The sequence below is a fragment of the Mesobacillus sp. genome, assembly GCF_049588175.1.
In the GTDB taxonomy this organism is placed as follows: Bacteria; Bacillota; Bacilli; order Bacillales; family Cytobacillaceae; genus Mesobacillus.
Genome location: NZ_JBAVFI010000504.1, coordinates 1 through 3,919, shown reverse-complemented (window position 1 = coordinate 3,919; position 3,919 = coordinate 1). Strand labels below are relative to the sequence as shown.

At 40.3% G+C, this 3,919-nt stretch carries 6 protein-coding genes; 4 read left to right on the top strand and 2 right to left on the bottom strand.

The annotated features are described in order from the left end of the window. From fdhD to mug, 3 genes are all read left to right on the top strand, one after another. A partial coding sequence (fdhD, locus tag WB217_RS12375) for a formate dehydrogenase accessory sulfurtransferase FdhD (RefSeq protein WP_423993524.1) occupies positions 1 to 711 on the top strand: 711 nt, incomplete at its 5' end. Between the two features lie 200 nt (positions 712 to 911). Next, a complete protein-coding gene (locus tag WB217_RS12370; RefSeq protein WP_423993523.1) occupies positions 912 to 1,157 on the top strand; it encodes a hypothetical protein in 246 nt (81 codons plus the stop codon). A gap of 50 nt (positions 1,158 to 1,207) precedes the next feature. Continuing rightward, positions 1,208 to 1,723, top strand: coding sequence for a G/U mismatch-specific DNA glycosylase (gene mug / locus WB217_RS12365; RefSeq protein ID WP_423993522.1), 516 nt, complete (start codon positions 1,208 to 1,210; stop codon positions 1,721 to 1,723). 31 nt (positions 1,724 to 1,754) lie between these two features. Here the strand turns inward: mug and WB217_RS12360 are convergent, their stop codons facing one another. Both WB217_RS12360 and WB217_RS12355 read right to left on the bottom strand, forming a co-directional pair. After that, a complete protein-coding gene (locus WB217_RS12360; protein WP_423993521.1) occupies positions 1,755 to 2,207 on the bottom strand; it encodes a GNAT family N-acetyltransferase in 453 nt (150 codons plus the stop codon). Between the two features lies 1 nt (position 2,208). Beyond that, on the bottom strand, positions 2,209 to 2,694 hold the full coding sequence (locus WB217_RS12355) for a VanZ family protein (RefSeq protein WP_423993520.1): 486 nt from the start codon (positions 2,692 to 2,694) through the stop codon (positions 2,209 to 2,211). Positions 2,695 to 3,335: 641 nt separating this feature from the next. Between WB217_RS12355 and WB217_RS12350 the strand changes: the two genes are divergently transcribed. Continuing rightward, positions 3,336 to 3,773 (top strand): peptidylprolyl isomerase, encoded by a 438-nt coding sequence (locus tag WB217_RS12350; RefSeq protein WP_423993519.1) that lies wholly within the window; start codon positions 3,336 to 3,338, stop codon positions 3,771 to 3,773. The last annotated feature ends 146 nt before the right edge of the window (positions 3,774 to 3,919 follow it).

Here is a 3,919-nt window from a genome sequence, read left to right as displayed (position 1 = left end):
GAATTTGTCACGATGGTTTGTACCCCTGACTACATCGAAGAAATGGTAATTGGCTATCTTGCTTCAGAGGGCATCATTAGAAAATTCACTGATATTGAAGATATATGGATCCAGGAACAAACGGGTTTCGTACATGTGAAAACCAAAAAGGAAAATCCTTTTTATAAAAACCTTCAGGGGAAGCGCTATATAACTTCCTGCTGTGGAGCAAGTCGCTCAGGTTTTGTATTTGCCAACGATGCTCTAACGGTGAAAAAGCTTCATGGAGTCAATATAGAAATCGAGATAGAGGATTGCTTTAGACTGATGGAGGAGATGCAGGACTCTGCTGACTTGTTCCAAAATACAGGCGGCGTCCATAATGCTTCATTGTGCAATTTGTTCGGACCTGTGGTTTCTAGGATGGATATCGGCCGGCACAATGCCCTGGATAAAATTTATGGCCATTGCTTGAAGAACGATATCCCGATTGATGATAAAGTGGTTGTTTTCAGCGGGAGGATTTCATCTGAAATTTTGCTGAAGGTCGCAAAAATAGGATGTCCAATCGTTTTGTCTAAGTCAGCACCAACCGAGCTCGCCCTTAAGCTTGCCGATAGTCTTGGCATCACGACAATCGGATTTATCCGTAATCGATCATTAAACGTTTATACTCATCCCGAACGTATAGCGGATGCTAAATACACACTTATTGAAAGCCGGGTAAAATAAAACCTGGCTTTTTCTCTGAGGCAGACTGCTGCAAAATGTATAGAATTTCACTCACGGGACCTAACTATGGTATGGAGTTATATTCATATTGACAGAGCATTTGTAACATTTTGTCAACATCCTATCAGTCCGGACCTTCCACTAAGTATAAGGAAAGATGAACTTTGGAAAAATGGAGGTGAATACGAAGGAGTGATAGAATGGGAGAACAGGAACTTGAAGATATGTTTGATTGGGCTAGCTTATCGGTTGTTTATGAAAGACACGCTTATAAAATGTGGCTCAGCGGGCTTGAGGAAAGTATAGATGCTGAACTTTTAGATAACTTTTCAAATGCATATTCTTTTGAAAGTGCCGAAGCAATGTATTATGATGAGTTTCTTTTTCATTTGAAAATTTTTAAAGGAATTTGTAAAAATAATGAATTGCCACCGCGGTATTGGTGAGGTCATATACAGTAATAGAAAATGATTGATGTAGAAGGGGAGTGGAAGCCGTGGAACCGATTGCTGATCATCTACGCAAGAATTTAGATGTCATCTTTGTGGGGTTTAATCCTAGCATCCGTTCGTCTGAAACCGGCCATCATTATGCAAACCCTAATAACAGGTTTTGGAGGATTCTCTTTGAATCAGGCATTACACCAAGAAAGTATGAGACAACGGAAGATTATAAGCTGTTGGAGTTAGGCTACGGGATGACAAATATCGTGGCAAGGCCAACTAAAGCTGCGGATGAAATAACAAAAGAAGAATATCTTCAGGGCAAGCAGGAGCTTAAGCAGAAAATAGAAACATATCATCCGAAAATCGTTTGTTTTGTTGGCAAGGGCGTTTATCAGCAATATAGCGGCAAGAAAGAACTGCCTTGGGGAAGGCAAGAAGAATCAGTAGTCTCTGGAACGATTGATTTTGTTGCTCCTTCTTCAAGCGGGCTTGTCAGAATGAAAATGGATGAAGTTGTGGGCATCTATAAAGAGATACCAGCTTTGCTTGAAAAATTGAAGGAGTGAAAAGGCAATCCTGTTGTATGAGGATTGCCTCTTAAATTTGCATAGAAAGCCTAATCATATCCCGGCATTGAATTCCGTGTTCGTAAATGGGTTCCGGATAATGGCGGACGAAAAAGTCCTGGTCAATCCCGACAATCCGAAAGCCGGCTTTTTGATACAGAGCTAGCTGACTAATACTTGAATTGCCAGTTCCAATCTCCACAGTTTTAAAGCCTTTTTCCTTGGCAGCTTCAATCCCATGCTTGATCAGCTTGCTGCCTATGCCTTTCCCCTGTATGTATTCTGATACGGCTATGTTCATTACTTCAATTATATCTTCCGACTTTGGAAACAGAACGATTATCCCTACAACGGAATTGTCCAAATCTGCAACATAGCAAAAGCTGTCGTTTAAATAAGCGGAAACCAATTCTTCAGATGGATCTGCCAGAAGAAGCAAATCCCAGGGTGGCTGTTCATCGTTTTTAAGCGATCGAATGACCATATTATTCTTTCACCCTCTTCAGCATAATCCGGAAAACCATCGCAAATAATAGGTAGCCGATGATGCCGCCTACTGTATTCAGGATGATATCATCCACATCAAAGCTGCCTACCCTGGTCACAAACTGCAGGACTTCGACTGAAGATGTCGCTAAAAAGACCGCTCCTACCGTTTGCCAAAAGCCATTAAACCTTCTAAAGAGCAAAGGAAGGAATAACCCCATAGGAAGGAAAGCAAGCACATTGCCAAAAAGGTTAGATATCCAGATATCTTGGTTGATATGGGAGGATGCTTTGATATAGTTGCTGATCGTTTTGAAAGGAATGATATTATATGGATGTGCTCCAGAAGTATTGATTTCGTAGGCGGCCTGCCTGTATGGACTTAAAAATAACAGTACCGCTGCAATGATCACGTACAGTCCAAACAGGGCATAAGCAATCGCAATCGCCCACTTTTTGTTTTTAAATTCTAATTCGTTTAGCATATACCCTCCTTGATGGTTCTCTAATTGTTAATTCTCATTCTACCAGAATTTAAACATTCGAATTATAGATAGATATTCTTTTTTTTAGACTCTTTTCGTAAACTTTGTTGGTTTCTCAACGAAAGTAAAAACCGACACCTGGGTTTTTACGATTTTTAATGTGGATTGAGTCCAGAAGTCTCCTCGAAAAGAGCCCAAATACCTTTAAAAAATGCGGATACAAGTACTTTTTCGGAAAGCAACAATCAATGCGAAAACAGCCTTGTTTCAAAACCTTTTGCCAGAATTTGTGGTTTATGGCTGATAGAGAAAAGGGTAATTCGGTCATTTGGAACTCAGAGTTAAGGGGAAAGGGGATGACTAAGGAGAGGGATTTCTATAAAGAAGTAATATAAAAAAACCTTACAGCAGAATTCCGGCAAGGTTTTGTTCATTGTATATGTATACCTGCAAAGCAGGGCCTCTGCCGTCCGTACAGTGGTTAAGTGTCCCGCAACAAGCGAATGTCCGGCAGAGGCAATTATATTTTAACACAAAATCTGTTGAAAAATACATTTTTAGCGATTAAGGAGTCATGACTTTCACTTTTATTTTGAAAAATGTTATGATAACAATGATTTTAACATAAGGAGATGATTTTCATGGCTAAAAAAGGTTACATACAAATGCAAAACGGTGAGAAAATCGAATTTGAACTTTATCCAAATGAAGCGCCTGGCACAGTTGCGAACTTTGAGAAGCTTGCAAATGAAGGCTTTTACAACGGCTTGAACTTTCACCGTGTAATTCCAGGATTCGTGAGTCAAGGTGGCTGCCCAACTGGAACAGGGACAGGTGGTCCAGGCTACACAATCAAGTGTGAAACGCAAGGCAACCCACATACACACGTACCGGGATCGCTTTCTATGGCGCATGCAGGAAAAGACACAGGCGGCAGCCAGTTCTTTATCGTACATGAATCACAGCCGCACTTAAATGGTGTGCACACTGTTTTTGGAAAAGTTACTTCAGGCCTGGAAGCTGCAAAGGCTATGCGCAATGGCGATGTAATGGAAAAGGTTGTTGTAACTGAAGAATAGGAAATTGTGGAAGAGCCCTTGTGGCTCTTTTTTTTGTACTTTTCTACCCATTGTGTCGAACGTATGCTCTTGTTACAATAGGAATATACTGAGTAGTATAAAAAATGTTATATTGTGAAGTCTAATATTAAATAAATTTGACTATA

What these genes read in the sequence shown, in the direction of transcription:
- WB217_RS12360 (WP_423993521.1), bottom strand. Translation starts at nt 2,207, where the DNA reads ATGGTCATTCGATCGCTTAAAAACGATGAACAGCCACCCTGGGATTTG.
- WB217_RS12350 (WP_423993519.1), top strand. Translation starts at nt 3,336, where the DNA reads ATGGCTAAAAAAGGTTACATACAAATGCAAAACGGTGAGAAAATCGAA.
- WB217_RS12370 (WP_423993523.1), top strand. Translation starts at nt 912, where the DNA reads ATGGGAGAACAGGAACTTGAAGATATGTTTGATTGGGCTAGCTTATCG.
- WB217_RS12355 (WP_423993520.1), bottom strand. Translation starts at nt 2,694, where the DNA reads ATGCTAAACGAATTAGAATTTAAAAACAAAAAGTGGGCGATTGCGATT.